The sequence below is a fragment of the Bradyrhizobium cosmicum genome (assembly GCF_032290525.1).
Classification (GTDB): Bacteria; Pseudomonadota; Alphaproteobacteria; order Rhizobiales; family Xanthobacteraceae; genus Bradyrhizobium; species Bradyrhizobium cosmicum_A.
Genome location: NZ_JASXTA010000113.1, coordinates 1 through 332, shown reverse-complemented (window position 1 = coordinate 332; position 332 = coordinate 1). Strand labels below are relative to the sequence as shown.

Genomic DNA, 332 nt, shown 5'->3' with positions numbered 1-332 from the left:
GATTGGCCCTGATCCCGTCGAGCAACGGCGCCAGTTGCGCCTGATCGCTGGAGGAACTGGTCAGCGTCTGCGCCACGATGATCTGATGGGCACCATCGACCGCGGCCTGGGCGTTGTAGCCCTGGATGTAACCGTCCTTGGTCTTCAGGATGCGGCTTTCCGGGTCGGTGAAATTGCGTTGCGCCTTGCCGTCGGGCTCCGTGTTCGGCGGCGCGGACGTCTTGCCGTTCTTTTTGCCCCCTTCGGCGATGCGGCGCTCCTCGGCTTCGGCCCGTGCCTTGCGCTCCGCCTCGGCTGCGGCCTTGGCTTCGGCCTCCAGCGCGGCCTTGGCC

Annotated in this window: 1 pseudogene; it reads right to left on the bottom strand. The window is 67.2% G+C overall.

The annotated features are described in order from the left end of the window. Positions 1-332: pseudogene (locus tag QSV46_RS39280) on the bottom strand (IS5/IS1182 family transposase); the annotation flags it as partial.